The organism is Lysinibacillus fusiformis (assembly GCF_016925635.1).
Classification (GTDB): Bacteria; Bacillota; Bacilli; order Bacillales_A; family Planococcaceae; genus Lysinibacillus; species Lysinibacillus fusiformis_F.
This window is the reverse complement of sequence record NZ_CP070490.1, coordinates 378637-405513: the sequence shown is the minus strand read 5'-3', so window position 1 is coordinate 405513 and position 26877 is coordinate 378637. Positions and strand designations below refer to the sequence as shown.

Here is a 26877-nt window from a genome sequence, read left to right as displayed (position 1 = left end):
AGAACACCTCCAACACAATATTATTAGTGCATCATATGTTTCAATTGTGAAAATGAGTATTTTAGTGTGTGTCCAATAAAATAGTTGAAACTTCAAATTCTTTTTAAATGAGTTGCATAGGATAAGTATCATTATGAGAAAGGGGCTTGATATTGAAAAAGGCAAAGCTCACGGGTAGAATCGTGACTCCTGAAGATTCGGATTATGAACAAGCGAGAACGAATAATAATTTAAATAACCCCAAATATCCGAGTGTCATTGTGTTTTGTCAAGAAACGAAAGATGTGGTTAATGCATTAAAATGGGCCAGAGAAAACAATGAGACTTTTAGAATTCGAAGTGGTCGTCATAGCTATGAAAATTTTTCTTTAGTAAATAAGGGTCTTGTCATTGATGTAAGTGATATGAATAAGGTTTCGATTAATCTTCCAGAAATGACAGCTAGGATTGATGCTGGAGCCAATATGGGAAAAGTCTATCGTACATTATGGGAACATGGTGTCACCATTCCTGCTGGCACAGAAAGTAGTGTTGGGGTGGTCGGGTTGACCCTTGGTGGGGGTATTGGGATGTTATCACGTCCATTCGGTTTAACTTGTGACAATCTCATTGAAATCGAAACGGTGGTCGCTAGTGGACATGAAGGTGCTCAGGTAATCAGAGCAAATAAGCAACACAATAAGGATCTTTTTTGGGCAAGTCGTGGCGGCGGTGGTGGCAATTTTGGTATAGTCACTTCATTGACATTCAAGTTACATGCGATTAATGAGGTATCACTCTTCTCCATTACATGGGGATGGGATGATTTTGAAGTGGCCTTTGATGCATGGCAAAAATGGGCTCCTTATACAGATAAGCGTCTGACTTCACAGATTGAGTTAAAAACAAAGGAAGTAGGTGAAATCGTTGCACAAGGTGAGTTCATAGGATCAGCAGCTGAATTAAAGAAGTTGCTTCGCCCTCTTAGAAAGGCAGGTTTGCCAACAAGTATTTGGATAAAAGAAGTGCCATATATCAAGGCAGTAGAATTTTTTGATTTACCAAGCGGCAACCAGCCTGCCCTTCGAAAAAGATCAGGGTCATTTTTGGAGAGACCGTTTCCATATAAGGCGATTCAGCGAATGAAAGAATTTTTAGCTCATGCACCTAATTCAAATACAACGATCTGGCAACAATCTTTAAGAGGAGCGGTCAGTGAAATTGCTCAAAATCATACAGCCTATTACTATCGCAATGCGTTAATAGCGCAAGAATATAATACTTCCTGGGAAAATTCGAATGAGAAAGAACAAAATATGAAGTGGGTAGAAAACTTACGACGCGCTTTATCACCTTATACGTCTGGTGATTATGTGAATTTTCCAGATCGATTTATTCAGGACTGGCAGACAGCCTATTACGCTCGCAATTTTAGAAGGCTGCGAGAAGTGAAAACAAAATATGATCCGTATAATGTCTTTCAATTTCCACAGAGTATCCCACCTATTAGAAAGTGGCTGTAGACTGAGTATTGAGCAGAGTGCAGAGACATTACTGCTCCTTTTTGTTTTTCATGTTTTAGCTTGATAATTACTGTATAAGGGGTCACAATAAACCTATTACATATATTTCTAAAAGGAGTAATTAGAATGGAAAATATTGTTGTTCGTAATAATGTAAAAGTATTCGGACAAGGAGACCAACCGATTATTTTTGCACATGGATTTGGCTGTGATCAAAACATGTGGCGTTTCATTACGCCTGCATTTATGGACAAATATCAGATTATATTATTCGATTATGTCGGCTCAGGTAACTCAGATATAGGTGCCTATTCATCTGAAAAATATCAAACATTACAGGGCTATGTACAAGATTTATTGGACATTATTGAAACGCTATCATTACAAAATAGTATTTTTGTAGGGCATTCCATTAGTGCCATGATAGGACTGCTCGCATCTATCCAGCATCCTAATTATTTTAAAAAGTTGATTATGATTGGTCCTTCTCCGTGTTATTTAAATGATGATGGTTATCGAGGGGGATTTGAGCGAAGTGATATTGCGGAGTTATTAGATATGATGGAAATGAACTTTGCAGGTTGGGCTAGCTATATGGCGCCTATTGCAATGAGTAATCCTGAACAACCAACATTAACACAGGAACTGAAACAAACCTTTATAGCAGCAGACCCTATCATCGCAAAAGAATTTGCTGAGGTAACATTTTTATCTGATCATCGAAGTGATTTATCAAAGGGAACTGTCCCTTCGTTGATTATCCAATGCTCGGAAGATAGTATTGTGCCAATTGGTGTTGGAGATTATTTACATCAGCATCTCAAAAACAGCACGTTGCAATTAATGAAAGCGAAAGGACATTATCCACATATTAGTCACCCGAATGAAACAATACAGTGTATTACAGATTTTTTGTAGGGAACAATGAAAGGATTGTCAACAATGGACAAACGACTCAATAACGCACCATGTGGTTTTCTTTCCATCACACATGAAGGGCTTATTTCAGAAATCAATCAAACCCTGCTAGATTGGCTCGGCTATGGACAAGAGGAATTATTACAGAAGCATCTAGAAATTCTTCTATCTACGCCCAATAAGATGATTTTTCACTCTTATTTTTATCCTACGATTAATTTAGAGGGGCAAGTAGAGGAATTATTTATTCATCTCAAACAGAAGGACGGGATGTCAGTTCCATTTTTAATGAATGCTAGATTGTATACAGAGGATACGGTAGAACGAATTGATTGTATTCTAGTAAAGATGAAAAAGCGCATAGATTATGAACAGGAATTACGATCAGCCAAAAAACTACTGGAGGCTGCCTACCAAGAAAAGGATCGAGCATTAGCTAATTTGGAGCAAATTCATGTAGAAATAGAACAACAGCAGGCGAAATTATTAGAGATGAATGCTGCTTTAGTAGAATTATCGATGACAGATAAACTGACTGGTTTGAAAAATAGAAGATTTTTCCAGGAAAAACTTGAACAACATTTCAATTATTTTCACGAGACGGCAGAGCCTTTTTCGTTATGTATTTTAGATATCGATCATTTTAAAAAGGTTAATGATACATACGGTCATCAAGTTGGAGACGATGTCCTTGTTCAATTGGCGCAGCTATTACAGCAACAAGTACGTACAGAAGACACCGTCGCTCGTTACGGCGGTGAGGAGTTTATCATCATCTTACCCACGACCGAGAAAACTGTTGCAAAAGAAATCTGCGAACAAATTAGACACACCGTGGAGCAGGATGATTGGCCAACAGGTTGTATTACGATCAGTATGGGGATTGCCACAGTAACGTCAGAAGATACAGAAACGGCATTCATAAAAAAAGCAGACGAAGCATTGTATGTATCGAAAGCGCATGGACGAAACCAAGTTACCCATTTTCATGAAATGAAGTGAATAGCTTTTACATTTCGACTAACAATTTTCGAATGGAAGGCAGATCTGCTGGAGCAAATGGAAGGTCGAGCAATTGCCTGCGGGGAACCCATCTTGCTTCAGCATGTTCCAATATTTGGGGTGTACCTTTTATAATAGAAGCTTTGTATGTTTCTAAGTGAACGAAAAATTGCTCGTATTCATGGAGGGTTATTTCAACTAGCTCACCTACTTGAATCGTACAGTTGAATTCCTCAAGGATTTCACGATAAAGCGCCTGTTCTGGTGTTTCACCTTGCTCTATTTTACCGCCAGGGAATTCCCAATAATTTGCTAGTACCATTTGTGGATTTCTTAAAGCACAGAAAATTTCATGTTGTTCATTTTCAATGATGGCTCCGACTACATGTATCGTTTTTTTCATCTATTTTCCTCTCTCCTTGTTTTAATTAGATGTGTATGATTATAGCATGTTTAATTGGTTCCTCACTTGCCACCAAAAGAAAATAACAGTTTTCTCACTTAGCTATGAAATTTGCCATTTCCTAAGGTATAATAGTGGTCAATATATAGGAAAAAGGCGGTAAGAGGTAGCGATGAAGAGAATCGAATCTACGCAAAATGCGTTAGTGAAATATTGGAAAAAATTAGCGACGACAAGAAAAGAGCGTGAACGTTCAGGTGAATTCCTTATAGAGGGCTTCCATCTTGTTGAAGAAGCATTAAAAAATAAAGAGCAAGTATTACAAATTATTGTACGTGAAGGTATAGATTTACCAATGTTGTGGCCAATTGATGATGTAGCTATTGTAGAAGTATCGACTGCGGTAGCGAAGGAATTCGCTGAGACAGAAACTTCTCAAGGTGTTTTTGCTGTATGTAAACAGCCAGTTTTAGAAGATAAAGTGATGACCACTTGGCGAAAAGTGTTATTAATTGATGCTGTCCAAGATCCTGGTAACATTGGAACAATGATTCGTACAGCAGATGCAGCAGGTTTAGATGCTGTAATTTTAGGAAAAGGCAGTGCCGATCTTTATAATCCTAAAACACTACGTGCTGCCCAAGGTTCGCATTTCCATATTCCGGTAGTCCGTGGGGATTTAGCTGAATGGGTAAATTTACTACAGGATCAAGGTGTACCCGTATTTGGCACCGCTTTAGATGAGGAGGCAGTGCCGTATAGCGACATTCAACATACAGGTGCATTTGCGATTATTATGGGGAATGAAGGAAGTGGCATTCAGCCTCAAATATTAGCAATGACAGATCAAAATATGATTATTCCTCTTTTTGGACAGGCTGAATCATTAAACGTCGCAGTGGCAACAGGGATTGTTTTATATGGCTTTGCCAAGTAATTGACGGATCTTTGTGGGACACAGGCAGTTGTCTCTTGATTTGCTACAGTTCATTATTGTATAATCTATTCTAAAATGTATGTTTAAATAGTAAATGCTTTGACCGGGAAGTAGTAAAGATTGTGAATGGACAACAGGGAGCGTAGGCCAGAGATTGAGAGCCAACGCCGTACCAATGCAGTTTTGAATTCAACCTGCGAGCAGCTACCGGGACCAGCGTCATGCTGTAAAGGTGAGCCGGCTTTATCAAGTCGTTATGTCAATGAAGTGATTGTAAGGCGCTTGCCTTGCGATAACTAGGGTGGTACCGCGAATATGTCCTCGTCCCTTTTTTAGGGGCGAGTTTTTTTATGCCTAAAATGCAGGCATTTATTTTCTAAGGAGGTTTTAACATGGAAGAGCAATTAAAACAATTAGAGCAAGAAGCACTTGCTAAAATTGAAGCAGCTGCAAATTTAAAAGAATTGAATGAAGTACGTGTTGCATATTTAGGAAAAAAAGGACCTATCACGGATTTACTAAAAGGGATGGGAAAATTATCAGCTGAAGAACGTCCAAAAATGGGAGCTTTAGTGAATAATGTTCGTGAAAATGTAACAGCAGTATTAGAAACAAAGGTAACGGTTTTAGAAGAAGCGGCCATTGCTGAAAAATTAGCAAGTGAGTCGATTGATGTCACATTACCAGGTCGTGAAATTAAAGTAGGGAACCGTCATCCTTTGACGCGTGTCATTGAAGAAATAGAAGATTTATTTATCGGAATGGGCTATGAAATTGCTGAAGGCCCAGAGGTTGAGAAGGACTACTATAACTTTGAAGCACTAAATTTACCAAAAGGGCATCCAGCTCGTGATATGCAAGATTCATTCTATATTTCCGAGGAAATATTGCTACGTACGCATACTTCACCAGTACAGGCTCGTACAATGGAAGCCAAAAAAGGTGAATCGATTCGCATTATTTGTCCTGGTAAAGTATTCCGCCGTGATAATGATGATGCAACACACTCACATCAATTTATGCAAATTGAAGGTCTAGTCATTGGCGAAAATATTCGTATGAGTGATTTAAAAGGGACATTAGATACTTTAGCGAAAAAAATGTTTGGCGCAGACCGCGAAATTCGACTTCGTCCGAGCTTCTTCCCATTCACTGAGCCATCTGTAGAAATGGATATTTCTTGTTTCAAATGTGGTGGTGCGGGCTGTAACGTATGTAAGAGCACAGGCTGGATTGAGATTTTAGGAGCGGGTATGGTGCATCCAAACGTATTAGAAATGGCTGGTTATGATCCGAAGAAAGTTTCTGGTTTTGCATTTGGTATTGGTGCAGAGCGTATTGCGATGTTGAAATATGGTGTTGACGATATTCGTCATTTCTATACAAGTGACACTCGCTTCTTATCACAATTCGAGCGAACAGAAGCGTAAGGGGGATAAAACATGTTAGTATCATTAGAATGGTTAAAAGATTATATCAATACACAGGACTTAGCACCTGAGCTATTAGCAGAAAAAATTACACGCTCTGGAATTGAAGTAGATGCAGTCATCGATCGGGCTAACGCTATGGATAAAGTTGTAGTTGGTTACGTTGTGTCTAAGGAAAAACATCCAGAGGCTGATAAGTTAAATATTTGTCAAGTTGATGTTGGAGAAGCCGAGCCACAACAAATTATTTGTGGTGCACCAAATGTCGATGCTGGCCAAAAAGTCATTGTTGCTCGTCCAGGCGCCCATTTACCAGGTGGCATTAAAATTAAAAAAGCAAAACTTCGTGGCCATGAATCGAACGGGATGATTTGTTCCTTACAAGAGCTTGGAATCGAAGGGAAGCTTGTTCCTAAGGCATACTCAGAAGGCATCTTCGTCCTACCAGCAGATGCAGAGGTAGGCTCAGATGCACTGGCTATTTTAGGCTTACGTGATACAGTGTTGGAATTAGGACTAACACCAAACCGTTCAGATGCCCTTTCGATGCTTGGTGTAGCCTATGAAGTAGGTGCCATTCTTTCAGAGGAAATCAAATATCCAGAGATTTCCTATCAAACTGCTAGTGAAAAAGCACAGGATTACCTAAAGCTTCACGTAGAAGATCTACAAGCAAATCCAATGTATGTAGCAAAAGTGGTGAAAAACGTAAAAATTGGTGAGTCCCCAATGTGGCTCCAAAATCGTCTAATGGCAGCGGGTGTACGCCCACACAATAATGTGGTGGATGTAACCAACTATGTATTGATGGAATATGGTCAACCACTGCATGCTTTTGACTATGATAGCCTAGCAACAGGTGAAATCGTTGTTCGTAAAGCAACAGAAGGTGAAAAAATTACAACATTGGATGACCAAGAACGCACATTAAAAGCTTCAGATTTAGTGATTACGAATGGCAAAGAACCAGTAGCGATTGCTGGTGTAATGGGTGGTGCTAATTCTGAGGTAACAGATTCTACAACGAATGTTGTCATTGAATCAGCCTATTTTGATGGTTTAACAGTGCGTCAAACATCTCGTCATCTTGGCCTACGTTCAGATGCATCGGCTCGTTTTGAAAAAGGGGTAGACCCGAACCGTGTCTTACCCGCAGCTGAACGTGCTGCAGCTTTACTTGCTGAATTAGCTGGCGGTGAAGTGTTAGAAGGTACATGTTTAGTAGATGAGTTAGATAAAACACCAGCGCGAGTAGTCGTTTCCCCAGATTTTATTAATGAGCGCTTAGGTATGAAGATTGCATTAGAAGATATGCTTTCTATTTTAGAGCGTCTAAAATTTGGTGTAGAGGCTGCAAACGGTTTATTAATTATTGATGCACCAACACGTCGCCAAGATATTAAAATTGAAGAGGATATCGTCGAGGAAATTGCTCGTCTTTATGGTTATGATGAAATCCCAATGACATTGCCAGAGGGTGCAACACAAGTAGGTAATTTATCACCTTACCAAGCAAATCGCCGTGTAGTTCGTCATTACATGGAAGGGGCTGGCTTATATCAAGCGGTGACATATTCATTAACATCCGATGCATTGTCACAACGTTTTGCCTTGAAAGCAGAGCCAGTAACTCGTTTACTCATGCCGATGAGTGAGGAGCGCTCTACCTTACGTCAAAGCCTTCTTCCACATTTAATCGAAGCAGCTGCGTATAATGTAGCACGTCAAGCTGAAGGCGTGGCTTTATATGAAATTGGTTCAGTGTTCCTTGGTCAATCAGACGAGGGGCAACCGTATGAGGAAGAGCATGTGGCAGCAGTACTAACTGGCAAATGGCTAGACCATGCTTGGCAAGGCGAGAAAAAAGCCGTAGATTTCTTTGTGCTAAAAGGTATTGTCGAAGGTGTCATTGGCAAACTTGGCTTAGAAAATCGCATGACATTTGTGAAATCACAAGTGGATGGCTTACATCCAGGACGTACGGCTAGCATTTTATTAGATGGCGAGCAAGTCGGCATTATCGGTGGACTTCACCCAGCAGAGCAAAAAGCATGGGGTGTAAAAGACACGTATGTAATGGAAATGAATTTAGTGGCTCTGTTAAATGCAACGGCACAAGAAGCACCACTTGCCTACACACCAGTGCCTCGCTTCCCAGCTATGTCTCGTGATATCGCCCTTATTATGGACCGTTCAACTACTGCTGGCGAAGTAATGGAAGCTATTGACGCAGCGGGTGTGAAATTATTAAAAGATATCCGCGTATTCGATGTTTACGAAGGGGAGAAAATGGAACCAGGTAAAAAATCGGTTGCCTTCTCTCTCACATACTTTGATCCAGAACGTACTTTAACGGACGAAGAAGTAGTGGCCGCACATAACAAAGTGTTAAAAGCCATTGCTACAATTGCAGGTACAGAAGTACGCTAATAGATGTGAAAAAAGACTGTCTAACGAGGCAGTCTTTTTTTGTTTGAGAATGTGAAGGTGAATGTGATTTGAGAGAGGGTGAGTCTGCTCAAAAGAGAGTGAGAGGTGATCCCGAAAGTGTGGAAACCGCTCAAAAGAGAGTGAGAGGTGATCTAAAAAGTGAAGAAGCCGCTCAAAAGGAAGTGAGAGGTGATCCAAAAAGAGAGGAATTCGCTCAAAAGAGAGTGAGAGGTGATCCGAAAAGTGTGGAACCCGCTCAAAAGGAAGTGAGAAGTGATCCAAAAAGTGTCGAAGCCGCTCAAAGGGAAGTGAGAGGTGATCAAAAAAGTGTGGAACCCGCTCAAAAGAGAGTGAGAGGTGATCAAAAAAGTGTCGAACCCGCTCAAAAGGAAGTGAGAGGTGATCCAAAAGGTGAAGAAGCCGCTCAAAAGGAAGTGAGAAGTGATCTAAAAAGTGAAGAAGCCGCTCAAAAGGAAGTGAGAGGTGATCAAAAAAGTGTGGAACCCGCTCAAAAGATAGTGATTCTAAAAGAATCGAAGCTACAACAATATAGAATGAAAGATATCCACAAAAAATTATTAAAAAACTATATTTAGAGCAGCAAAGTTGATCAAATAAATAGTTTCACAAATAGTCTAGGAATGGTTAATTTTCCTTGCTATAGTCTTTTAAAAAGGAGTGTTGAGATGTTTATTAAACCGTATGAGGAAGCAAAAATGACATTAGGTTTGCGGGCTTTAGTTAGAAGACTCCCAGCAAAACATCCTTTATATGATCAAATGGCAAGGGAGCTATTACAGGCTGAAGCAGGAGAATATGGTGAAAAATATATTTTGAAACAACTGGAGAAATTATCTTTTACGAAGAATTTTCAAGTTTTACATAATATCACTATTCAGCATCCATTCTCATTACAATTAGATGTTGTGGTGATAACGCAATATGAGGTAATAATTATTGAAAGTAAGAATATTCGAGGGGACGTGGAATTAAAAAACCGACCACGTCAAATGATTCGGACTCTTGATACGGGTGAACAGCGCGTATTTAATCATCCTGAAGTCCAACTTGAGGAATATGTATATAATTTAAAGGACTTTTTCAAGCAACACCAAATTGAAGTACCTATCAACGGTATCATTGTTTTTCCTTTTAATAATGCTCGAATCAATTATGAGGATGGATTATTTCCAGTGTTAATGGCAAGAGAGTTAACGAGCTTTTTGCAACAACGTCCAATGAAGTCAAAAACTATAGATTGTCAATATATTAGTGCATTACTTGTGCAACACAACAAACCGTATGAGGGCTTCCCGTTTTGTCGTTACTATGGGATAGAGGTTGATGCGATTCAAACAGGTGTGATCTGTCCAAAATGCGAATTTGGGCAGATGCATTGGTTGAAGATGAAGTGGACCTGTTCCAGCTGTCTTTATTCTAGTAAAAAGGCACATTTATCTGCTCTACAAGATTATGGAATGCTCATTAATAAAAATATTACGAACGCACAAGCACGGCGTTTTTTACAGTTAAACAATCGCCATACGATAAAAAGAATGCTAATGGCTAATTGTTCTCGGAAAACGGGATTAATAAGATCAAGAGATTATCAAATTTTTTTATGACGTTAATAAAAATGCTAGAAGCGGTTTATCTAATTGGAGACCCGCTCTGAAAGGTGCCTGAAGCGCTCACCCCAAATAGGAAACCGCTCTAAATTAGTAACAAAGCGTTCATCCTGTGTAGGAAACCGCTCAAAAAAGGTAACGAAGCGCTCATCCTGTGTAGGAAACCGCTCAAAAAAGGTAACAAAGCGCTTACCCCGAGTAGGGAACCGCTCAAAGTTAGTAACAAAGCGCTCCCCCGAAGTAGGAAACCGCTCTAAAAAGGTAACGAAGCGCTCCCCCCAAATAGAAAACCGCTCCAAAATGTATCTGAAGCACTCACGCTTCTCAGGAACCCTAAAAAACCCTCACCTTATTTAACTCTCACAAAAGTACCGCACCATTTTAAGCCACCATTAATACAATTTATTTCATCTTCCGTGCTTTATCGGTGTTGGCGAAATGCCATTTTGTTATGGAGCGTAGAAATTCTTCGCCTTGATTACGCCAGATTCGAGCTGCTTGCATGTCTACCTTGTTAGAAGCGCCCTTCATTAATGTAAGCCCTGCGATGTCACTCAAACGGTCCATTTCCTTTAAAAAGGCAGCACGAGCTAAAATAGATGCTGTAGCCACAGCTACATGTAGTTGTTCTGCTTTGGTAGAAAAGTAGACGTTTTCTTGTACAAGCTCACGTTCATTTTTTAAGTAATTATAATAGACACCACGTTCGGCAAACTGGTCAATTAAAATAAATTCAGGTTTTTCAGGTGCCATTTTTGATAGCGTGTTTTGTAGGGCCTTGTTATGCATCATAGCTTTCATCTTACCTTGGGAATAGCCTTTCGCTTGTAAGCTGTTATATTTCTCATTGCGTAAGACGAGGACACTATGGACACAGGCTGCACGTAAATCAGGTGCAATCTTCCGCATATAATCATCTGTTAGCATTTTTGAGTCTTTTACGCCAAGCTCATTGATGAGTTCGATTTTGGAGGTAGGCACATATACTGCTGCTACTGTGATAGGACCAAAAAAATCACCTGTACCTGTTTCATCTGAGCCTAGGACAGACATGGTTGCGAAATTGTTAGGCAGTACATCACCTTTTGCCCCGATAGCTGAGGCGGACGGGGTAGCTGTTTTTTCAATAGTTCCCCAACGCGCCGCCTCGCGTTCAGCACCGCCCCCTTGGAACATTAATTTTCCTGATTTATACATAGTTATGGCTGTATCTGGTAGTTTTGCAGCAAAAATGACACCAGGTGCCTTTCGCTCTATAAAATGTGTTGCATAGTAAGTCATCACCTCTTTTTGAATATTTGTTGAAATGGAAAGCACAATATTTGCCATTTAATCGTTCCTTTCTGTCCTCATTGTTCACAATTTTATACCTTTCATGGTATGATAATAAATAGCTTTTTTGTGTGATGGTGCTCACAGGCCTCTAAAATCGTGTGTGCATCGAATTTATAGGAGGGTGCGACTATGGAAAAACAAGAAAAGAATAAAATTTCTGTGGAAATATATGGTCATACATATAAAATGGTCGGCTCAGAATCCATTGGCCATATGCGACTTGTTGCTTCGATTGTTGATGACCGGATGCGCGAGATGAGCGTACATAATCCCTCACTTGATAGCACAAAACTTGCTGTTCTGACAGCAGTAAATACAGTACATGATTATTTACTGTTAAAAGAACGAATGGAGCAATTAGAAGAAGAATTGAAAAAATTAAAGGGTTGAAGAGAATGTTAGATTTAATCATATTAGTGGTACTGTTAGCTGGAATTGGCGTCGGTGCAAAACGAGGTTTCATTGTACAAATGATGCATATTGTCAGCTTTGTAGTAGCTCTAATTGTTGCGTATATTTATTATAAGCCATTAGCACAAAAATTTGTATTTTGGGTTCCGTATCCGGGTGTCACTGATACAGGCAGCCTTGGCGTTGTTATTGATAGTCTAGATTTAGACCGCACCTTTTATCGGGTGATTGCCTTTGCTGTTATTTTCTTTGCAGTAAAAATAACGTTGCAAATCGTGGCATCGATATTTGACTTTATTGCGTATTTACCTGTGCTAAATACAGTAAATCGTTGGCTTGGGGCGCTACTTGGCATGATTGAAAACTATTTAATTATGTTTATTTTGCTATACGTGTGCGCCTTATTACCAGTAGATGTCATTCAAAATTTAATGTCGAAGTCATTGTTAAGTGGTCTCATGTTGGAGCATACGCCGATTATTACAAAGATGTTCCAAAACTGGTGGTATATTTATATGCAATAGTAACTGTGCACTTCTCTCTGTCTTGAGGGAAGTGTTTTTACGATAGGAGGAATTACCAATGAATAAAAAAACAATTATTCGCACGCTCGAAAAAATTGCTTTATATATGGAATTACAGGGAGAAAATCCATTCAAGGTATCGGCCTTTCGAAAAGCTGCAGCAGCACTTGAGGGGGACGAGCGTTCATTAAGCGAAATGGATGATGTAACAAAACTCAAAGGTATTGGCAAGGGTACTGCGGCTGTTATAGAGGACTTAATGGCAACAGGTGAATCGAGCTTGTTAAAGGAGTTAGAAGAAATTGTACCTAAAGGGTTACTGCCATTGTTAAAATTGCCTGGCTTGGGAGGAAAAAAAATTGCGAAACTTCACCAAGAGTTAGGCATTGACTCAGCAGAAAGCTTGAAGGCAGCATGTGAAGCAGGGAAAGTACGTGAATTAGCAGGATTTGCAGTAAAAACTGAGGAAAAAATTTTAAAGGAACTAGCCAATTTAGCAAATCGTTCAGAACGTCTACCAATTTGGCAGCTAGAGCCTGTGGTTTTACAAATTGAGGCGCTTCTAGGTAGTATGAAGGAAGTAGAACGTTTTTCAGTGGCTGGCAGCTTCCGTCGAGCGCTAGAAACAAGTAAAGATATTGATTTTATTGTCGTGACAGAAGAAGTTGAGCAAGTACGCGAAAAGTTGTTAAAGGGCTTGGCCATTCAAGAAGTAGTGGCAGCAGGAGATACTAAAATTTCAGTGATTTTAGAATTAGAAGAGCCAGTTAGCGTTGATTTCCGATTAGTGAAGGACAATGAATATGCAACTGCCCTGCATCATTTTACAGGTTCCAAAGATCATAATGTCCGTATGCGACAACTTGCCAAAGCACGTGGTGAAAAAATAAGTGAATATGGTGTGGAACAGGAAGATGGTACTGTTTTGACGTTCCAAGATGAGGCAGCATTTTTCGCTCACTTTGATCTACCTTGGATTCCACCAAGCTTACGGACAGGAACAGTGGAATTTGATAAAACAAACACGATTCAAAACTTAGTTCGACTAGAAGATATTAAGGCTGATTTGCATATGCATACGACATGGTCGGATGGTGCATACTCTGTTGCAGAAATGGGCGAGGCGTTACTAGCACGAGGCTACCAGTATAGTGTTATTACAGACCATTCACAATTCCTAAAAGTTGCAAATGGTTTAACGCCAGAGCGTTTAGAAAAGCAGCATGTAGAAATTGAAGCGTTTAATGCGGCACATCCAGAATTTCATTTGTTTAAAGGGACAGAGATGGATATTTTACCAGACGGCTCCCTTGATTTCGAAGATCAGGTGCTAAAAGAGCTAGATTTTGTTATTGCTTCAATTCATTCTAGCTTCACACAATCACAAGATAAAATTATGGCACGTTTACTAACAGCTATGCAAAATCCCTATGTCCATATGATTGCCCATCCAACTGGTCGAATTATTGAAGACCGTGATGGCTATAATCCAGATATGAAACAGTTAATTGCCTGGGCGAAGGAATATGGTAAAATTTTAGAGTTAAATGCAAATCCGTATCGTCTCGATTTATGTGTAGAACATTTAGAAATGGCTTTTGCTGCAGGTGTGCCAGTAGCTATCAACACAGATGCTCATGATATTGCACATTTACGTTTTATGGATATTGGGGTTCGCTATGCAAATAGAGCATGGTTACCGAAAGATATGATTGTGAATACATGGACGCGTGAACAGTTTGAAGCGTTCATACGACGAAATAAATAGGTTGAGGAGGTGTTCTCAGTGATTGCAGAACGCGCATTGAAAACACTAGAATACGATAAAGTTAGGCAACAAGTGGCTTCCTATTGCACTTCTTCCATTGGTAAATCTGTCATTGAGGAGCTTGTGCCACAAACAGATTTTGATAAAGTAGTACAATTATTAGAGGAAATGGATGAGGGATTATCCATTTTGCGTGTTAAGGGCAATGTGCCCATGGGAGGGATTTTTGATGTCCGCCCATCTGCCAGACGTGCTCAAATAGGAGGCATGCTAGCAGCAGTAGAACTAATGGAAATTTCGAGCACGATTCGAGCAAGCAGAATTCTACGCAATTTTATTGAAGATATAGAGGCCGATGAAGTAATTGAAATTCCCCATTTCATCTCCAAAAAGGAAGCGATGCCTGTCTTAACAGGATTGCAACATGAAATCAATAACTGTATTGATGATAATGGAGCTGTCTTAGATTCTGCTAGTCAAACATTGCGCTCTATTCGCCAATCTTTGCGTGCTGAAGAGGGGAAAGTCCGTTCTAAGCTGGAAAGTCTAATTCGTGGAAGTAATGCTGCGAAAATGCTTTCTGATGCACTTGTGACAATTCGTAATGACCGCTTTGTCATTCCTGTAAAGCAAGAATATCGTCACCATTATGGTGGGATTGTCCATGATCAATCTTCTTCTGGTCAAACCTTATTTATCGAGCCAGATTCTGTCGTCCAAGCGAATAATGAAATTCATCGCTTGAAAATGAAAGAGCAGGCGGAGATTGAGCGTATTTTATTAGCTTTAAGTGCAATGGTGCAAGAAGTAGCATCAGATTTATTTAACTTAGTGAAGGTTTTAGGCGATATCGATGTCATTTTAGCAAAGGGTAAATATGGACAAGCGAATAAATGTACAATGCCTAAAATGAATCAGGATGGCTATATCCGACTAGTACGTGCACGTCATCCACTGCTACCAATGGATTCAGCTATTCCGAATGATATTGAATTTGGCAAAGAGATAACAGCCATTGTCATTACAGGTCCTAACACAGGTGGTAAAACCGTGACATTAAAAACGGTTGGCCTGTGTACATTAATGGCGCAAGCTGGATTACCAGTGCCGGCATTAGATGGCTCAGAGCTTGCAGTATTTGAGCAATTGTTTGCTGATATTGGTGATGAGCAATCAATTGAGCAGTCACTTTCTACGTTCTCATCTCATATGGTCAATATTGTAGACATCCTACAAAAATTTGATCATGAATCACTTGTTCTTTTTGATGAGTTGGGCGCAGGTACTGATCCACAGGAAGGGGCAGCCTTAGCTATCTCAATCTTAGATGAAGTACATGGACGAGGTGCTCGTGTAATGGCGACAACTCACTATCCTGAACTTAAAGCATATGGCTATAATCGTCCAGGTGTTGCTAATGCCAGTGTCGAGTTTGATATTGAAACTTTGAGCCCAACCTACCGTCTACTTATCGGAGTACCTGGGCGCTCTAATGCATTCGAAATCTCCAGTCGTCTTGGTTTACCTGAATCCATTATTGATCGTGCAAAAGGCTTTACTGGGACAGACCGACATGAGGTTGAATCCATGATAGCCTCATTGGAAGAAACACGTCGCCAATCCGAAGATGATGCAGAACGTTCGCATGCATTACTGTTAGAATCGGAGACATTACGTCAAGAGCTTCAAGATAAAGTGCAAGCCTACGAGGAGCGTAAAGAGGCGCTTGATAAGAAAGCGAAGGAAAAAGCACGTAAAATTGTTGATGAAGCGAAACGAGAAGCGGAAGCGATTATTGCAGAGCTTCGAGAAATGCGTAAAAATGCTAATCAAGTTGTCAAGGAGCATGAATTGATTGAAGCACGTAAACGCTTGGAAGAAGCAACACCACTTGAAGACAATAAAGTGCTGAAAAAAGCGGCACAAGTCAAAGTCCGCGCACAAAACTTAGTTGTCGGAGACGAGGTAAAGGTGTTAAGCTATGGTCAACGGGGTACTTTGTTAGAAAAGGTGTCGAATACAGAATGGGTTGTCCAAATGGGGATTTTAAAAATGAAAATCTCGGATAGTGATTTGGAGTATATTAAACCTGAAAAAGAGCCTATATTACGAACAGCTGGTGTGAAAAACCGAAATAGTCATGTGAAATTAGAATTAGATTTACGTGGTGAACGCTATGAGGATGCAATATTAAGAACAGAGAAATATATTGATGATGCGTTACTCTCTAATTATGGTCGTGTGTCCATTATTCATGGCGTTGGTACAGGGGCGTTACGTCAAGGTATTCAAAGCTATTTGAAAAAGCATAAGCGCGTAAAATCCTTCCGTTTTGGTGAAGCCGGTGAAGGGGGCTTAGGCGTCACAGTTGTTGAATTGAAATAAGCTATAAAGGGGACGGAGAAAAATGCTGAATTCTGGCTTTTGGCGATATCCAATTATCGAAACGGCAGGATATTTTAGTGTTGTAGTATTATGTTTAGTCGTCTCGATGGCATTGTTCGAAGTCGTTACGAAATATAAAAATTGGGAAGAAATTAAAAAAGGTAATGTCGCTGTGGCTCTTGCAACAGGTGGGAAAATACTTGGGATTTGTAATATCTTTCGCTTTTCCATTGCTCGTCATAGCACATTAAGTGAAATGATCGGCTGGGGCCTTTTTGGCTTTACATTATTGATTGTAGCCTATTTTTTATTTGAATTTATGACACCTCGTTTTAACGTTGATCAAGAGATTGCCAATGATAATCGCTCAGTTGGTTTCATTTCCTTTACCATTTCAGTCGGTCTTTCGTTTGTAATTGGGGCAAGTATTGCATAGGAGTGTCATGACATGGAAAAATTAGCAAAAGTACTAATCGTTGTCTGTATTGCATTTTTGGCAGTAGGTGTCTATTATATGTTAACGGTTTAAACAAAAAACGTATTCTCTTTGTGAGGATGCGTTTTTTTGTTTACTTAAGCTGCGTGAATTTCTACTAAAACCTATTAATTTTCTCCCATATCACTCTACTGAAGGGTAGAAAAAATATTTTTATAATATAGAAATAAGCTAACATTTTTGTATGGAAGTTACTTAAGAATGAATGAGTATTCATAAGGTCTGCTCAAACAAATCCCGATAAATACCAATCATATTAATGTTGTGAATTGCATAATAATTAATCGAAAATGCATTTATTTTCTATTTTCTGTTTGAAACTGTATTTCTTTTTCATTATAATAAATATAAGAATTGACAAAGTTTGGGACAAAGGGGAGAGGACGTATGACAGCAAAACCATGGCTAGCAAATTATCCTGAAGAAGTACCATCGTCTTTAACGTTTGAGGAAATTCCAGTGCAAGAGTTTTTGACACGTGCCTATAAAAAGAATCCATCCAAAGTAGCGATTCATTTTATGGGAAAGGATTTGACGTACACCGAGCTATATGAGTCAGCTTTAAGGTTCGCAAACTATTTACAAACACTAGGTGTGGAAAAAGGAGATCGAGTAGCGATTATGCTGCCTAACACGCCACAAAGTGTAATCGCTTACTATGGTGCCATGTATGCAGGTGCTGTTGTAGTACAAACAAATCCACTTTATACTGAACGAGAGCTTCAATACCAAATGGCTGATTCAGGAGCAAAGGTTATTCTTGTAATGGATATTTTATATCCAAGAGTCATGAAAATTATGAAAGAGACGTCACTTGAAAATGTCATTGTAACAGCTATTAAGGACTATTTACCATTCCCGAAAAATTTAGTCTATCCATTTATTCAAAAGAAGCAGTATGGCTTTAGTGTCAAGGTTGAACATAGCGGTCAAAATCACCTATTTTCAGAAATAATGCGCTCTGCACCGATTAAGGTGATTGACAATATTCCATTTGATTTTGAAGAGGACCTAGCATTGCTTCAATATACGGGTGGAACAACAGGCTTCCCAAAAGGGGTTATGTTGACCCATAAAAATTTGATTGCCAATACGACAATGTGTGATGCATGGATGTATAGATGTGTGCATGGTGAAGAAACCATTATGGGCATTCTGCCATTCTTCCACGTCTATGGTATGACAACTGTTATGCTTTTATCTGTATTCACTCAAAATAGAATGGTGCTTTTACCGAAATTTGATGCAGAAACGGCATTAAAAACGATTGATAAACAAAAACCAACACTGTTCCCCGGTGCACCAACCTTATACATCGGCCTTTTAAATCACCCAGACATTGCGAATTATGATTTATCATCCATTAAGGCATGCCTCAGTGGTTCTGCTTCATTGCCGATTGAAGTGCAAGAGAAGTTTGAAGCCGTTACTGGCGGGAAGCTAGTAGAAGGGTATGGGTTAACTGAAACCTCACCTGTAACACATGCTACGCCAATTTGGGGTAAGCGGGTGATTGGCTCGATTGGTTTACCTTGGCCAAATACAGAAGCGGTTATTTTACGTACAGGGGATACGGAAGTGCTACCCATTGGTGAGGTTGGTGAAATCGCTGTTAAAGGACCACAAGTGATGAAAGGCTACTGGAACCGTCCAGAGGATACAGCAGCGACATTTGCCGACGGTTGGTTTTTAACAGGTGATCTTGGTTATATGGATGAGCAAGGCTTCTTCTATGTAGTAGATCGTAAAAAGGATCTAATCATAGCAGGCGGCTTTAATATTTATCCTCGTGAAGTGGAAGAAGTATTGTATGAACGTGAAGAGATTCAAGAGTGCGTAGTGGCAGGCATACCTGATCCATATCGTGGTGAAACAGTAAAAGCTTATATTGTTTTAAAAGAAGGATATTCGATTACTGAGGACGAATTAAATAAATATTGCCGTCAGCATCTAGCGGCTTTTAAAGTTCCGCGTTATTATGAATTTAGAGAAGAGCTGCCAAAAACAGCTGTAGGGAAAATTTTGCGTCGTACTTTAGTTGAAGAAGAAAAAACAAAATTAGCGAATAAAGAAGCGAAATAAATACGTGTGAAAGTATTGACAAGCAATGCCGTAAAATATAATATGAAAATATGAATGAATGACCATTCATATTTTCATATTTTTTTAGGTTCACACGTCATATCAATCATATAGACGTGCGCATGTTTTTTAGGTGGTGATATATAAGTGAAACGAGATAAGCCAAAATATAAACAAATTATTGATGCAGCTGTCATCGTTATTGCGGAAAATGGGTATCACCAAGCGCAAGTATCGAAAATCGCCAAACAGGCAGGGGTGGCCGATGGAACAATCTATTTATATTTTAAAAATAAAGAAGATATATTAATTTCTGTCTTTAATGAAAAAATGGCTGTTTTTGTAGAGTCATTACAAGATATAATAGAAAATGGGAGTACGTCTAAAGACAAACTTTCACGAATGATTGAAAATCATTTTAATGTTCTAGCGACAGATCGATACCTAGCAACTGTCACACAATTAGAGCTTCGCCAGTCAAACAAAGACTTACGATTAAAAATTAATTCGGTATTGCGTGAGTATTTACAGCTACTCGATCAAATTTTAATCGAGGGTATGCTTACAGGTGAGTTCAATCAGACGATGGATGTACGCTTGGCACGACAAATGGTTTTTGGCACAATTGATGAAACTATTACGTCGTGGGTTATGAATGACTATCGATATGATTTGATGGAACAGGTTCCAAAGGTTCAGGCATTAATCCTGAACGGCATTAAAGCTTAAAAGGATGTGGAGAAATGGAATTTCTAAGTTGGAAAGTAGAAGATGGAGTAGCGATTATTACAATTGCACGTCCACCAGCAAATGCATTATCTCGCGGTATTATTGCAGAAGTTAACGCTGTGCTAGATGCTGTAGAACACGATGATGCTGTAAGAGTCCTTGTACTTCATGGTGAAGGCCGTTTCTTCTCTGCAGGGGCAGATATTAAAGAATTTATTGGGGTAGAATCAGGAGAGGAATTTACAAAGCTAGCTAGCAACGGGCAGCAGGTTTTTGAGCGTGTTGAATCATTTTCTAAGCCTGTAATTGCAGCCATCCATGGTGCGGCATTAGGCGGAGGGCTTGAGTTAGCAATGAGCTGTCATATGCGATTTGTCACTGAATCTGCGAAACTAGGTTTACCTGAATTACAATTAGGCCTTATTCCTGGTTTTGGCGGTACACAGCGCTTACCACGCTATGTTGGTGTAGCAAAGGCTGCTGAAATGATGTTTACAAGTGAACCGATCTCTGGTACCGAAGCTGTTCAGTGGGGCTTAGCGAACCGTTCATTCTCAGACGAAACACTACTAGAAGAAACGTTAAAAATTGCTAAGAGCATTGCTAAGAAAAGCCCAATCGCTTTAAAAGCGGCTATTCAAACATTGCAATATGCAAAGCATGCATCATTCTATGAAGGCATTGAAGCAGAGGCGAAATCCTTTGGGACAGTATTTGTTACAGAAGATGCCAAAGAAGGAATTCAAGCATTCATTGAAAAGCGTGAGCCTGTGTTTACTGGCAAATAATTTTCCAAATGTCGATAGCAACGTTAAGTATGTTATCGGCGTTATCGAAACTGAAAATATATAATATTTATAAGTTTACTTAGAATTATAAAACGTTCCAGGAGGTATGGATATATGAACATTTTTGCATTAATTAAACGTACGTTTGATACAGAAGAAAAAATCGTTGTGTCGGGTGGCAAAATCCAAGAGGACGGCGCAGAATTCATTATCAACCCTTACGATGAATATGCCATTGAAGAGGCAATCCAAGTTCGCGATGCTGCTGGTGGTAAAGTAACAGTAGTGACAATTGGTGGCGAGGATGCAGAGAAGCAATTACGTACAGCACTTGCTATGGGTGCTGACGAAGCAGTGCTTATTAATACAGAAGATGATTTAGATGAGCTAGACCAAAATGCAGCAGCTTATCTATTAGCTGAATACTTAAAAGATAAAGATGCAGATTTAATTTTAACAGGAAATGTTGCGATTGATGGTGGTTCAGGGCAAGTTGGTCCACGTGTTGCTGATTTATTGGATATGAATTATGTAACAACGATTACGAAACTTGAAATTGACGGAACATCTGCGAAAATTGTTCGCGATATCGAAGGAGATTCAGAGGTAATTGAAACTTCTTTACCGTTATTAGTAACAGCTCAGCAAGGTTTAAATGAGCCACGTTACCCATCTCTACCAGGTATTATGAAAGCGAAAAAGAAACCGCTTGCAGAGCTTGAGTTAGATGATTTAGATATCGATGAAGATGATGTAGAAGTGAAGATCGAAACAGTAGACATCTTCTTACCAGCTCAAAAAGCAGCAGGCCGTATTTTAGAAGGCGACCTTTCTGCACAAGCAAAAGAACTGGTAAATCTACTTCACACAGAAGCAAAAGTAGTTTAATTATTTGATGTCAATCGAATCTTAAAGGGTAACGGAGGGAATATGCTATGTCAAAAAAAGTATTAGTATTAAGTGAAGTTCGTGAAGGAAGCTTACGTAATGTTTCTTTCGAAGCAATTGCAGCTGCAAAACAAATCGCTGATGGTGGCGAAGTTGTTGGGGTACTTTTAGGGGATGCTGTAGCAAGTTTAACAGGTTCATTATTTGAATATGGTGCTGATCGTGTAGTAACAGTGGAACACCCACATTTAAAACAATATACATCTGATGGCTATAGTCAAGCACTATTAGCTGTTATCGAGCAAGAACAACCATCTGGTATTGTCTTCGGTCATACAGCAAATGGGAAAGATTTATCGCCAAAAATTGCAAGCAAATTGCAAGCAGGTCTAGTATCTGATGTCACTGCTATTGAAGGTGCAGGCGATGATGTAGTATTCATCCGACCAATTTACTCTGGTAAAGCTTTTGAAAAAGTGAAAGTGAAAGAAGGCGTTGTTTTAGCTTCTATTCGTCCAAATAACATTACACCTTTAGAAAAAGCAGAAGGTAAAACAGGTGATGTGTCTGCAATCACTGCAGAGATTACAAACCTTCGTACAATTATTAAAGAAGTTGTTCGTAAATCTTCAGAAGGTGTAGATCTTTCAGAGGCGAAAGTAGTTGTTGCTGGTGGTCGTGGCGTGAAGTCAGAAGAAGGCTTCGAGCCATTAAAAGAGCTAGCAGATTTACTAGGCGGTGCAGTTGGCGCATCACGTGGTGCATGTGACGCTGAATACTGTGATTATTCGCTTCAAATCGGACAAACAGGTAAGGTCGTAACACCAGATCTTTATATTGCAGCTGGTATTTCGGGCGCAATTCAACATTTAGCTGGAATGTCCAATTCAAAAGTCATTGTTGCCATTAATAAAGATCCAGAAGCAAATATTTTCAAAGTAGCGGATTACGGTATCGTTGGAGATTTATTTGAAGTCATTCCGCTTCTAATTGAAGAATTTAAAGCATTAAAAGTGAACGCGTAAAGCAGATGCAGGAAGGGATAACTCTTCCTGCTTTTTTATATGGTTTTCTTTACAAGCAGCACTATTTGAAAATTATTGCAAAATAAAATATTGACATAATTAACGTTAGACATTATAGTGATGGATACAATAATGATTTGAAACGCAAAGATTAGGAGTAGTAAAAGTTCATTATTCGGTAAAGAGAGCTGCGGGTTGGTGCAACGCAGACCAATAAGACTTTGAACTTGCCTAGGAGTGGTAACACAAATGGAATTATCAGATTATTCTATTTGTTTGACGGTTAACCTTCGTTACAAGGTTTTTAAGCTGGGTTCTCAAGAACCAATTAGAGTGGTACCGCGGTTTGCTTATAGCATATCGTCTCTTCTTTCATTTGATGATGAAGGAAGAGACGATATGCTTTTTTGATTTTTAGGAGGTAAGAAAGTGGAAAACAACAAGCAACAATTAACAAGAACAATGACCTCGCGTCATATCACGATGATGGCGTTAGGTGGTGCCATTGGTGCGGGATTATTTAAAGGAAGTAGTGCAGCCATTGATATGGCAGGGCCATCTGTGTTGATTGCCTATTTAATAGGTGGCATTATTTTATTATTTGTCATGCAAGGCTTAGCAGAAATGGCCGTTCGTAATAAAGAAGCAAGAACCTTTAGAGATTTAGTGCAGTCAGTGTTAGGCAAATACCCTGCGTATTTCCTGGATTGGATCTACTGGAAAATGTGGGTTTTAAATATTGCAGCAGAGTCTGTCGTTGCTGCTATTTTTATTCAATATTGGTTACCAGAATATCCAATTTGGATACTCGCACTATCTGTTTCAGTGTTAGTAACAGCCATTAATTTATTATCCGTAAAAATCTTTGCAGAAACAGAATATTGGCTAGCATTAATCAAAATTACCGTTATTATTGTCTTTATCATTGCAGGACTTATTTTATTGCTTGTTACGTTTGGAAACCATAGTGCTGTTGGTTTTGCTAACTTAACGGAGCATGGTGGTTTTTTCCCTAATGGATCAAAGGGATTAATTGCTGCTATGCTTGTAGTTATCTACTCTTATGGTGGTACAGAAATCATCGGGATTACATTAGCTGAAACGAAAAATCCTGAAAAAGTAGTACCGAAAGCTGTTCGCAGTACATTAGTACGTATTGTTACTTTTTATTTACTGCCTTTCTTTATTATCGTAAGCTTGATTCCTTGGAATGAAGTAAATGGGGTTCCTGAAAGCCCATTTGTCATGGTTTTTAAAATGGTTGGTATTCCAGGGGCAGACCATATTATGAACGCTGTTGTTTTACTGGCCATTATTTCATCGATGAATTCAGGACTTTATGGTTCATCACGTGTACTATATACACAGGCTGTAGACGGACGTGTGCCTAAAGTCTTTGCTCATTTATCGAAACGAAAAGTACCGGTATATTCCATTTTAATGTGTACATTAGCGATGTATTTAGGCGTCATTTTATCTTTATATGCTGGAAGCAAAACCTTTGATTTCTTAATGGGATCACTTGGTTATACTGTGCTATTTATTTGGTTAATTATTGCGATTGCTCATTTAAAATCACGTAAAAAACAAGCAGAGAATACAAGTGCCTATGAAGTAAAATGGTTCCCTTATACCACTTGGATAGCCATACTGGCGTTAAGTGCGATTCTCATTGGCATTATTTTTACCACATCTATTATCGTGACAAGTATTACGTTATCTATCTATCTTTTTATTACGTTAACCTATGTATTGAAAGGTCGTTATCAAGTCAATTAATGGCTGTCATTTAATTTTTCGACACAGTTTTGCATAAAAAATACATTGTAGGCAGATTGTTCGCTCAAGTGAATTTATCCATGCTATACTACAATCATAGTAAGTTTAAGGAGGATTTCAAATGGCAATTGTACATGCAACAGATGCTACGTTCCAGGACGATATTAAAGAAGGGTTAGTACTAGTAGACTTTTGGGCTGCTTGGTGCGGACCATGTAAAATGATTGGGCCAGTTCTTGAAGAAATGGACGCTGCAGGTAGTGCGGCTAAAATTGTAAAAGTTGACGTTGACAATAACCAAGGTACTGCAGCTCAGTATCAAATTATGTCAATCCCGTCTTTACTATTATTTAAAGATGGAGAATTAGTTGACAAAACTGTAGGCTTCCAACCGAAAGAAGCTTTAGAAGCATTTATCGCAAAACATGCGTAATGAATGAAGTTCACAAAGCCGAGCCATCAATAGATGTGTTCGGCTTTTTTTCGTTATATAATAAAGAAAAATAACTAATAGGATTCATTGAGGGGAATTTTTACTTAGGGGGGCAGGTAGGTAATGAACGATTTAATAAAGCGAAAACTGGATATTTTACCGGATCAGCCTGGCTGCTATTTGATGAAGGATCGACAAGGGACAATCATTTATGTCGGTAAAGCAAAAGTTCTGAAAAACCGTGTACGCTCCTATTTTACTGGAACACATGAAGGAAAAACTCAAAGACTTGTAGGTGAAATAGAAGATTTTGAGTATATCGTGACATCATCTAATATTGAAGCACTTATTTTAGAGCTGAATCTCATCAAGTTACATGATCCAAAATATAATGTCATGTTAACGGATGATAAGACCTATCCATATTTAAAAATTACGAATGAAAAACATCCTCGTCTGATTACGACACGGAAGGTAAAAAAGGATAAGGCTAAATATTTTGGTCCTTATCCGAATGCCTATGCAGCGAGCGAAACGAAAAAACTATTGGATCGACTGTATCCGTTGCGCAAATGTGTACAATTACCCTCCAAGGTTTGCTTGTACTATCACATGGGGCAATGCTTAGCACCTTGTGTTAAGGAAATTGATGGTCAGGTTTATCAAGAGATGATTGAGGATATGACGAAGTTTCTCAATGGTGGTGTGGAGGCAGTTAAAAAAGAGCTTGAAGTTAAAATGCTTGCAGCCGCTGAAAACCTAGAATTTGAAAGAGCGAAGGAATTCCGAGATCAAATTGCTCATATTGATACGGTCATGCAGAAACAAAAAATAGTATCAAGTGATACTACAAATCGCGATGTATTTGGCTATGCCGTTGAAAAAGGGTGGATGTGTGTTCAGGTTTTCTTTGTGCGCCAAGGTAAACTGATTGAGCGTGATGTCTCGATTTTCCCGATCTATCAGGATGCAGAGGAAGAATTCTTAACATTTGTTGGGCGCTTTTATGAAAAGCCAGAGCATATTAAGCCAAAAGAAATTTTTATTCCACAAGCCATTGATGCAGCCATCTTAACGGAATTATTAGAGATCAAAGTCCTTACACCAAAAAGAGGACAAAAGAAGGAACTGGTTGAATTAGCAACCAAAAATGCCGAAATTGCTGTGGCAGCTAAATTCCAGCTAATAGAACGTCAGGAAGAACGTACGATTGGTGCTTGTGAGGCACTAGGTGAAGCAATGGGTATTAGTGCACCTTTACGAATTGAGGCTTTTGATAATAGTCATATGCATGGAACGGATGCAGTATCTGCCATGGTTGTTTTCATTGATGGGAAGCCTGCAAAAAAGGAATACCGAAAATATAAAACGCGTACAGCAGCCAAGCATGATGATTACGGTGCAATGCAGGAGGTTATACGTCGTCGATATATACGTGTTTTAAAGGAAGGTCTACCATTACCAGATTTAGTGTTAATTGATGGTGGTAAGGGGCAAATGGAAGTAGCCCGTGAAGTACTAGAAGATGAGCTTGGTCTTGTCATACCGATTGCTGGTTTAGCCAAGGATGACAAGCATAATACATCTCAGCTATTGTTTGGTGATCCGCCAGAGGTGATTGCCTTAAAACGTACAAGTGATGGCTTCTATTTATTACAACGAATTCAAGACGAAGTCCACCGCTTTGCTATTACCTTCTTGCGTCAACAGCATGAGAAGCATGCCATTCAATCTGTATTAGATCATATTGAAGGGGTAGGACCAAAACGTAAGCAACAGTTGCTTAAATATTTCGGATCAGTCAAAAAAATTCGAGAGGCGAGCGAGCTAACTTTACAGGAGGCAGGGATGCCCGCTAATTTAGCAAGCCAAATTTTTAGCTATTTTCAGCAAGAATCATTGTCAAAGGAATAGGCATGTGCTATGGTTATAAATAACATTGTTTTTAATGTTATGGAGAGCTAACTGGCGTGACTAGCTTATT

23 protein-coding genes and 1 other annotated feature are annotated in these 26877 nt (G+C 39.2%); of the genes, 21 read left to right on the top strand and 2 right to left on the bottom strand.

The features are described 5' to 3' along the window. The first annotated feature begins 152 nt into the window (after positions 1–152). From JTI58_RS02005 to JTI58_RS01995, 3 genes are all read left to right on the top strand, one after another. On the top strand, positions 153–1502 hold the full coding sequence (locus tag JTI58_RS02005) for an FAD-binding oxidoreductase (protein WP_205444883.1): 1350 nt from the start codon (positions 153–155) through the stop codon (positions 1500–1502). Positions 1503–1628: 126 nt separating this feature from the next. Further along, positions 1629–2420 carry an alpha/beta fold hydrolase gene (locus JTI58_RS02000; RefSeq protein ID WP_205444881.1) on the top strand — a complete coding sequence of 264 codons (792 nt, stop codon included), beginning with the start codon at positions 1629–1631 and terminating at the stop codon, positions 2418–2420. A gap of 24 nt (positions 2421–2444) precedes the next feature. After that, a complete protein-coding gene (locus JTI58_RS01995) occupies positions 2445–3422 on the top strand; it encodes a sensor domain-containing diguanylate cyclase (protein ID WP_205444879.1) in 978 nt (325 codons plus the stop codon). 7 nt (positions 3423–3429) lie between these two features. Here JTI58_RS01995 and JTI58_RS01990 read toward each other — a convergent pair whose 3' ends face one another. Next, positions 3430–3825: a (deoxy)nucleoside triphosphate pyrophosphohydrolase gene (locus JTI58_RS01990; RefSeq protein ID WP_205444877.1), complete on the bottom strand. Its 396-nt coding sequence runs from the start codon at positions 3823–3825 to the stop codon at positions 3430–3432. Between the two features lie 172 nt (positions 3826–3997). Between JTI58_RS01990 and JTI58_RS01985 the strand changes: the two genes are divergently transcribed. From JTI58_RS01985 to JTI58_RS01965, 5 genes are all read left to right on the top strand, one after another. After that, positions 3998–4762 carry a TrmH family RNA methyltransferase gene (locus JTI58_RS01985; RefSeq protein WP_205444875.1) on the top strand — a complete coding sequence of 255 codons (765 nt, stop codon included), beginning with the start codon at positions 3998–4000 and terminating at the stop codon, positions 4760–4762. Positions 4763–5154: 392 nt separating this feature from the next. Next, on the top strand, positions 5155–6192 hold the full coding sequence (gene pheS / locus JTI58_RS01980; RefSeq protein WP_205444872.1) for a phenylalanine--tRNA ligase subunit alpha: 1038 nt from the start codon (positions 5155–5157) through the stop codon (positions 6190–6192). A 12-nt stretch (positions 6193–6204) separates the two neighbouring features. Next, a complete protein-coding gene (pheT, locus tag JTI58_RS01975) occupies positions 6205–8622 on the top strand; it encodes a phenylalanine--tRNA ligase subunit beta (protein WP_205444871.1) in 2418 nt (805 codons plus the stop codon). A 68-nt stretch (positions 8623–8690) separates the two neighbouring features. Then, positions 8691–9218: a hypothetical protein gene (locus JTI58_RS01970; RefSeq protein WP_205444869.1), complete on the top strand. Its 528-nt coding sequence runs from the start codon at positions 8691–8693 to the stop codon at positions 9216–9218. 90 nt (positions 9219–9308) lie between these two features. Next, entirely contained in the window at positions 9309–10247 is a 939-nt protein-coding gene (locus JTI58_RS01965) for a nuclease-related domain-containing protein (RefSeq protein WP_205444867.1), read from the top strand. Between the two features lie 405 nt (positions 10248–10652). On the opposite strand, the gene rnhC is transcribed toward JTI58_RS01965, so the two are convergent. Continuing rightward, a complete protein-coding gene (gene rnhC, locus JTI58_RS01960; RefSeq protein ID WP_205444865.1) occupies positions 10653–11579 on the bottom strand; it encodes a ribonuclease HIII in 927 nt (308 codons plus the stop codon). 135 nt (positions 11580–11714) lie between these two features. Between rnhC and zapA the strand changes: the two genes are divergently transcribed. From zapA to uvrC, 13 genes are all read left to right on the top strand, one after another. After that, complete coding sequence (gene zapA, locus JTI58_RS01955; protein ID WP_036128254.1) at positions 11715–11975, top strand: cell division protein ZapA; 261 nt, start codon at positions 11715–11717, stop codon at positions 11973–11975. A 5-nt stretch (positions 11976–11980) separates the two neighbouring features. Further along, complete coding sequence (locus JTI58_RS01950) at positions 11981–12520, top strand: CvpA family protein (protein ID WP_205444863.1); 540 nt, start codon at positions 11981–11983, stop codon at positions 12518–12520. A 58-nt stretch (positions 12521–12578) separates the two neighbouring features. Beyond that, on the top strand, positions 12579–14288 hold the full coding sequence (gene polX, locus JTI58_RS01945; RefSeq protein WP_205444861.1) for a DNA polymerase/3'-5' exonuclease PolX: 1710 nt from the start codon (positions 12579–12581) through the stop codon (positions 14286–14288). 18 nt (positions 14289–14306) lie between these two features. Next, complete coding sequence (locus JTI58_RS01940; RefSeq protein ID WP_205444860.1) at positions 14307–16673, top strand: endonuclease MutS2; 2367 nt, start codon at positions 14307–14309, stop codon at positions 16671–16673. Positions 16674–16695: 22 nt separating this feature from the next. Then, complete coding sequence (locus JTI58_RS01935; protein ID WP_008179180.1) at positions 16696–17109, top strand: DUF350 domain-containing protein; 414 nt, start codon at positions 16696–16698, stop codon at positions 17107–17109. Between the two features lie 447 nt (positions 17110–17556). Further along, a complete protein-coding gene (locus JTI58_RS01930; RefSeq protein WP_205444858.1) occupies positions 17557–19251 on the top strand; it encodes an AMP-binding protein in 1695 nt (564 codons plus the stop codon). A gap of 147 nt (positions 19252–19398) precedes the next feature. Further along, complete coding sequence (locus JTI58_RS01925) at positions 19399–19980, top strand: fatty acid metabolism transcriptional regulator FadR (protein WP_016991551.1); 582 nt, start codon at positions 19399–19401, stop codon at positions 19978–19980. A gap of 14 nt (positions 19981–19994) precedes the next feature. After that, entirely contained in the window at positions 19995–20768 is a 774-nt protein-coding gene (locus JTI58_RS01920; protein ID WP_205444856.1) for an enoyl-CoA hydratase, read from the top strand. 114 nt (positions 20769–20882) lie between these two features. Beyond that, positions 20883–21656 (top strand): electron transfer flavoprotein subunit beta/FixA family protein, encoded by a 774-nt coding sequence (locus JTI58_RS01915; protein ID WP_131521384.1) that lies wholly within the window; start codon positions 20883–20885, stop codon positions 21654–21656. Between the two features lie 47 nt (positions 21657–21703). Further along, positions 21704–22681: an electron transfer flavoprotein subunit alpha/FixB family protein gene (locus JTI58_RS01910; RefSeq protein ID WP_205444854.1), complete on the top strand. Its 978-nt coding sequence runs from the start codon at positions 21704–21706 to the stop codon at positions 22679–22681. Between the two features lie 138 nt (positions 22682–22819). Beyond that, positions 22820–23052 (top strand) — a binding site (T-box leader). Between the two features lie 91 nt (positions 23053–23143). Beyond that, the gene (locus JTI58_RS01905; protein WP_393949075.1) at positions 23144–24460 is read left to right on the top strand and encodes an amino acid permease; all 1317 of its coding nucleotides are present in this window, start codon (positions 23144–23146) and stop codon (positions 24458–24460) included. Between the two features lie 121 nt (positions 24461–24581). Beyond that, a complete protein-coding gene (gene trxA, locus JTI58_RS01900; RefSeq protein ID WP_004226420.1) occupies positions 24582–24893 on the top strand; it encodes a thioredoxin in 312 nt (103 codons plus the stop codon). Between the two features lie 123 nt (positions 24894–25016). Continuing rightward, entirely contained in the window at positions 25017–26807 is a 1791-nt protein-coding gene (gene uvrC / locus JTI58_RS01895) for an excinuclease ABC subunit UvrC (RefSeq protein WP_205444851.1), read from the top strand. The last annotated feature ends 70 nt before the right edge of the window (positions 26808–26877 follow it).

Excerpts from the sequence above, each read along its gene's own strand:
- JTI58_RS02000 (WP_205444881.1), top strand. The coding sequence starts at position 1,629 with ATGGAAAATATTGTTGTTCGTAATAATGTAAAAGTATTCGGACAAGGA.
- JTI58_RS01995 (WP_205444879.1), top strand. The coding sequence starts at position 2,445 with ATGGACAAACGACTCAATAACGCACCATGTGGTTTTCTTTCCATCACA.
- JTI58_RS01990 (WP_205444877.1), bottom strand. The coding sequence starts at position 3,825 with ATGAAAAAAACGATACATGTAGTCGGAGCCATCATTGAAAATGAACAA.
- JTI58_RS01985 (WP_205444875.1), top strand. The coding sequence starts at position 3,998 with ATGAAGAGAATCGAATCTACGCAAAATGCGTTAGTGAAATATTGGAAA.
- pheS (WP_205444872.1), top strand. The coding sequence starts at position 5,155 with ATGGAAGAGCAATTAAAACAATTAGAGCAAGAAGCACTTGCTAAAATT.
- pheT (WP_205444871.1), top strand. The coding sequence starts at position 6,205 with ATGTTAGTATCATTAGAATGGTTAAAAGATTATATCAATACACAGGAC.
- JTI58_RS01965 (WP_205444867.1), top strand. The coding sequence starts at position 9,309 with ATGTTTATTAAACCGTATGAGGAAGCAAAAATGACATTAGGTTTGCGG.
- rnhC (WP_205444865.1), bottom strand. The coding sequence starts at position 11,579 with ATGGCAAATATTGTGCTTTCCATTTCAACAAATATTCAAAAAGAGGTG.
- zapA (WP_036128254.1), top strand. The coding sequence starts at position 11,715 with ATGGAAAAACAAGAAAAGAATAAAATTTCTGTGGAAATATATGGTCAT.
- JTI58_RS01950 (WP_205444863.1), top strand. The coding sequence starts at position 11,981 with ATGTTAGATTTAATCATATTAGTGGTACTGTTAGCTGGAATTGGCGTC.
- polX (WP_205444861.1), top strand. The coding sequence starts at position 12,579 with ATGAATAAAAAAACAATTATTCGCACGCTCGAAAAAATTGCTTTATAT.
- JTI58_RS01935 (WP_008179180.1), top strand. The coding sequence starts at position 16,696 with ATGCTGAATTCTGGCTTTTGGCGATATCCAATTATCGAAACGGCAGGA.
- JTI58_RS01930 (WP_205444858.1), top strand. The coding sequence starts at position 17,557 with ATGACAGCAAAACCATGGCTAGCAAATTATCCTGAAGAAGTACCATCG.
- JTI58_RS01920 (WP_205444856.1), top strand. The coding sequence starts at position 19,995 with ATGGAATTTCTAAGTTGGAAAGTAGAAGATGGAGTAGCGATTATTACA.
- JTI58_RS01915 (WP_131521384.1), top strand. The coding sequence starts at position 20,883 with ATGAACATTTTTGCATTAATTAAACGTACGTTTGATACAGAAGAAAAA.
- JTI58_RS01910 (WP_205444854.1), top strand. The coding sequence starts at position 21,704 with ATGTCAAAAAAAGTATTAGTATTAAGTGAAGTTCGTGAAGGAAGCTTA.
- JTI58_RS01905 (WP_393949075.1), top strand. The coding sequence starts at position 23,144 with ATGACCTCGCGTCATATCACGATGATGGCGTTAGGTGGTGCCATTGGT.
- trxA (WP_004226420.1), top strand. The coding sequence starts at position 24,582 with ATGGCAATTGTACATGCAACAGATGCTACGTTCCAGGACGATATTAAA.
- uvrC (WP_205444851.1), top strand. The coding sequence starts at position 25,017 with ATGAACGATTTAATAAAGCGAAAACTGGATATTTTACCGGATCAGCCT.